General features: G+C 65.6%; 2 protein-coding genes and 1 rRNA gene. All 3 read right to left on the bottom strand.

Annotation, left to right across the window (positions count from 1 at the left end; all coding sequences use genetic code 11):
* Positions 1–125: 125 nt before the first annotated feature.
* Positions 126–3,149 (bottom strand): glycoside hydrolase family 2 TIM barrel-domain containing protein, encoded by a 3,024-nt coding sequence (locus tag ARTSIC4J27_RS21905; protein WP_083435598.1) that lies wholly within the window; start codon positions 3,147–3,149, stop codon positions 126–128.
* A 112-nt stretch (positions 3,150–3,261) separates the two neighbouring features.
* On the bottom strand, positions 3,262–4,269 hold the full coding sequence (locus ARTSIC4J27_RS21900; protein ID WP_050057329.1) for a LacI family DNA-binding transcriptional regulator: 1,008 nt from the start codon (positions 4,267–4,269) through the stop codon (positions 3,262–3,264).
* Between the two features lie 203 nt (positions 4,270–4,472).
* Positions 4,473–4,589 (bottom strand): 5S ribosomal RNA (rrf, locus tag ARTSIC4J27_RS21895).
* Positions 4,590–4,699 lie beyond the last annotated feature (110 nt).

The raw sequence follows: 4,699 nt of genomic DNA, 5'->3' as shown, positions 1-4,699 counted from the left end.
CCCCAACACCACCCCCACACCCCCAAAACCCCCAAACCATAAGGATTTCGAAGAGCCCAGTACGGGAATAGTCGCCCACTGGGGCCCATCCGGGAACTATGCACTACCTCACATAGGCCAGCCTGCTACCGCACGGCGAGCACCAGGGTGAAGTCGGCTTCCCGGGGCTTAAGGCGGTATTGCTCCAGCACGCCGGGCCCGCAGGCAGCGGTCCCCACCCCCCGGAGCACATGGTCCAGATAGAGGTAGGTCCTCCCGTCCGGCGTCAGGTCGGGCCGGTGCGCCGCCGCGTCCAAGACCTCCTGGCTATAGGGCCGGACTGTGAGGGCAAAGGGTTCACCATGGATCTCAAGCGTCCTCTCGCGGAGCTGGACAGCAGCCGTCCGGACGCCGGAGCGGGCGCCCGACTCCTGGGGCCGGACGTACTCCACGTCCATCTCTGTCAGTGGCAGTGAGAACCAGCCCGTCCGCGTTCCCTGTCCCGTGTCCGGGTAGCTTTGATGCGGGCCCTGACCAAACCAGCTCAAGGACGTAGCCTGGTCAGCCAGGACAAGTTCCACCCCGATCCGCGCCCACTCAACCTCGAAGCCGCGGTTAACCCAGGCGCCATCGGGCCGCACCCGGGTCCGGAGCGCCACCGCTTCGCCATCGCTGGTCCAGGTGTAATCGACGAATACGCCATACTGCTTGTCGGCTGCGCTCACACGCGTGCAGACCGTTAAGGCTTCGCCGCCGTCTGCGTTGGCCTCTGCGCTAATACCCAGCAACCGGGCGTGGAGCAGGTTCAGCCTGGCGTCCTTCCACTGCGTGGCGAGCGGCCGCTCGTCAACACCTCCCCATTCCCGGCCCAGGTCGTTGTCCGTCGGCGGCCACCACAACGCCAGCGCCAGCCTCTCTACCGGGACGCCGCCGATGGACACGGGCATGCCGGTAGCGCGGCTGAACACCACGGGCCCCAATTGCAGCTCGGTGCCCTGAACACCCACCGCTTCAACCGCCGGCGGTGCAGCAGGGCGCCCAGCCTGATGGACTGATTGTCCCCACGCAACTTCATGTCCGGCGGGCGCCCAGGCTGTTTCCGCGGCGAGCACAGCACTCACGGTGAGGACGGCAGCGTCGCCACCGGGAAGCGCTGCACGCAAAGAGGCAAGGTGAGGCAGCTGCACAACTGCCTCCGTCTGAGGCGACACCGGCGCAACGTCCACCCTGCCGCCGCCGGACGCGCCGCCGTCGGCCTCTACCCTGTACTGGAAGCTGAACGCCGAGCTGTCCGCAAAGTCATAGCCGTTGCGGACGGTGAAGCCGGACCAGTCATCAGCCACCGTGATGCGGAGGGGCTCAATGACCTTCTTGAAGTCAAGCAAAGCTGGCCTCGGGTTGCGGTCGGCGTCCACCAGGCCATCAGTGACGAAGTTGCCGTCGTGAACTTCCTCACCGAAATCGCCGCCATAGCCATAGTGCCGGTGTCCGCCGGGGGACGGGATGGTGATGCCGTGTTCGAGCCATTCCCACACAAAGCCGCCCATCAGGCGCGGATACTTCTCGAAAAGCTCCTGGTACTCCGTCATGCCGCCGGGGCCGTTACCCATGGCGTGGACATACTCGCAGAGCACAAAGGGCATGGAACGGCGTCGGGCATCCAGCGCGGCATCGTCCAGGGGCGGCTCGATGCCCTGCCCGATCAACGCGGTTTCCGCCTGGCTGGCGTACATACGGGAGTAGACGTCAACGTTTGCCGAGGACCAGTCACCCTCGTAGTGGATGGGCCGGGAGGGGTCCCGGTCCTTGGTCCAGCGGGACATTGCCGCGAGGTTCCTCCCCGTCCCGGCCTCATTGCCCAGCGACCACATAATCACCGCCGGGTGGTTCTTGTCACGCTCCACCGTCCGGCGCATGCGGTCAACCAGGGCCTCTTCCCACTGCGGGTCATCGCTCGGGTTCTGCGCCCAGCCCGCACTCTCGAAGCCGTGCGTCTCGAGGTCGCACTCCAGCACCACGTAGAAGCCGAGCTGATCGACGAGGGCCAGGAAGTCGGGGTGCGGCGGGTAGTGGGATGTCCGGATGGCGTTAATGTTGTGTTGTTTCATCAGCCGCAGTTCGGCCTCCACCACGTCCCGTGGAACTACCCGGCCAAGGCGCGGGTGGTGCTCGTGGCGGTTGACGCCGCGCAGCAGGATCCGCCTCCCGTTGACCTTGAACTGCGCGTCCTCGATGGCAATGCTGCGAAACCCCACCTGCAGCGTTACAGTCTCGCCGGCAGTGCTGATGGTTGCCTCGTAGAGCCGCGGCACCTCCGCTGACCAGGGGTCGACAGCGGGGATCCGGACCTCCGTGCCGGCGGGCAGCTCCAGATCCAGTTCCGGAACGCGGACGACGGCGTCAATCGCCTGCCCTCCCCGGCTCGCCTCCACACTGAGGCTCCCTTCGCCGGTGTGATGATCGTAGGACGCGTGGACGAAAGCGTCGTCGAGGCCGTCCTCCGGGCGGGCCTGCAGGGTGACGTCGCGGAAGATGCCGGGGAGCCACCACATGTCCTGGTCCTCGGCATAACTGGCGGCGGAGAACTGGGCTACCCGTACAGCCAGGGTGTTTTTACCTGGCTTGAGGATGCCGGTCACGTCGAATTCGTGGGCCAGCCTGCTGCCGCGCGTGGTGCCGAGTTCCTTCCCGTTCAGCCACACCGTGCCGGCAGACTCGATGCCGTCGAACCGCAGGAGCGCGTGCGGAAAGAATTCGGGCCCGGCTTCAAAGACCATCACGTGGTCGCCTATGGGGCTGGCTTCCGGGACGTGCGGCGGCTCGACGGCGAACGGGAACTGAACGTTGGTGTAGGCAGGGGCACCGTGGCCGTGCATGGGCCAGCTCGACGGCACGGGCAGGCTCACGAAGCCGTTCAGGTCCTCCCCCAGCTGCCAGCTGTCTTCGGGCGCAACCCTGATCCCGGAACTGAGCCGGAACCGCCATTCCCCGTTCAGCGACAACCGGGGCGCGTCGCTGTGGAGGTAGGCCCGCGGCGGCAACGATCCTCTTCCGGGCTCCAGGGAGGCCAGCTCCGCGACAGGCTCTGCCCCGATCTCCAGGCTGCGGAAGGGCCCGGCAGTGTTATCGGGCGAAGTGCCGGAGAGGACGAAAGGGGAATGAACTGACATGGGCTTCCTTGCTTCATGGGTTTGTCCGAAGGGGACGGGGTGTGGACGCAAGGTACGTGAACGTTCACGTTCCTGCATCAGCCTACCCGCAGATGCCCGCTTTGAGTAGGGCTCAGGCAGATTCGCGAAGGACCAGCTGGTGCTGGAGGATCAGGTTGGCGGCCTCGCTTCGGGGCTGGATGGCTCCGCTGAGCAGGTTATCCACGAGGTCGACGGCGGACCGGCCTACCGCCTTGAGGTCAAGTGCCAGCGTGGTCAGTTCCGGCGTCACGAGTTCGCCCAGCGGTATCCCGTCCATCCCTATTACCGCGCAATCCCCTGGAACTGTCCGCCCGGCGTCGGACAGCGCTTTTAGGGCCCCCGCCGCCATCAGGTCGTTGAACACCAGGAGGGCGTCGATCCCGCCGTGTTCCTGCAGCATGTTGCGGACGGCCTCGCGGGCCGCGGGAGCTGAGTCTGCGCACTGCCGGACAATGAGCTCGACGCCGGCTCCCGCAGCAGCTGCGGCGACAGCGACGCCACGGGTGGTGGCCGGTCCTTCCTGGTTTGAATCAAGGTAAGCGATCCGCCGGCGGTGGTCCGCTTGGAAGCGATGGAGCGCAAGCCCTGCGCCGTGCGAATAGTCGAAGGCGATGCCGCCGGCAGCGCGGGCAGCCGAGTAATCGAGCACCACCACCGGACGCCGCCCCATCATGGCCTGGGCATCGTTGGAGCTCGCTCCGAGGTACCCCACGAGGGCATCAACCTGCGGCGCCAGGCGGGTCACGGCGTCCAGGCCGCTCCCGCTGCCGTGGCCAAAGTCATCAACCACCACGTTCCAGCCGCGCTGGGTTGCCACTTCCACCACGCTCGACGCGAAAGCAGGGAAATATGGGTTGGTAAGGTCCGGTATGGCCAGCCCCAGGGAGGTCCGGGCTCCTTGTACCAACCCCTTTGCGAAGCGGCTCGGGGTGTAGCCCAGCTCGGCCGCAAGTTGCTGGACGCGCTCCCGGGTTGCCTGGCTGATCCCCGGCATCTCGTTCATTGCCCGGGTCACTGTCTGGCGCGAAACACCAGCTGCGGCCGCCACATCCAGGATTGTTGCTCTCTGGTTGCGGGGTTCGCGGGAACGTGAGGCCATGCCGGTAAGTCTAGGCGGGACCAGACGGGAGACGCGTCCTCGGGGGGCGGCTAGGTGTGGGCGTTGTGCTATCAGTTTTTGTCGTTTCGGGGGCCGGTTGGGGACTGGATCTGATAGCCCATCCGGGATAGCTCACCCGGGTGTGGTGGTTAAATGTGGGAGGCCCCAACCAGTGTTTGGTTGGGGCCTCGACCTTAATGTTTGTCCGGCGGTGACCTACTCTCCCACACCCTCCCGGGTGCAGTACCATCGGCGCTGTGGGTCTTAGCTTCCGGGTTCGGAATGGGACCGGGCGTTTCCCCCACGCTATGACCGCCGTAACCCTTGCTCCGCACCCCTGCAATGCTTGGGGGTGGGAAAACTTTGTGGTTACAACATTCGTGCTCTTGTTGGAGCATTGTGGTGTTGTTATTCAATTGTGTTTGTTCCG

Source organism: Pseudarthrobacter siccitolerans, from assembly GCF_001046895.1.
Classification (GTDB): domain Bacteria; phylum Actinomycetota; class Actinomycetes; order Actinomycetales; family Micrococcaceae; genus Arthrobacter; species Arthrobacter siccitolerans.
The sequence above is the reverse complement of the archived record's forward strand: the minus strand, read 5'-3'. Positions and strand labels throughout refer to the sequence as shown.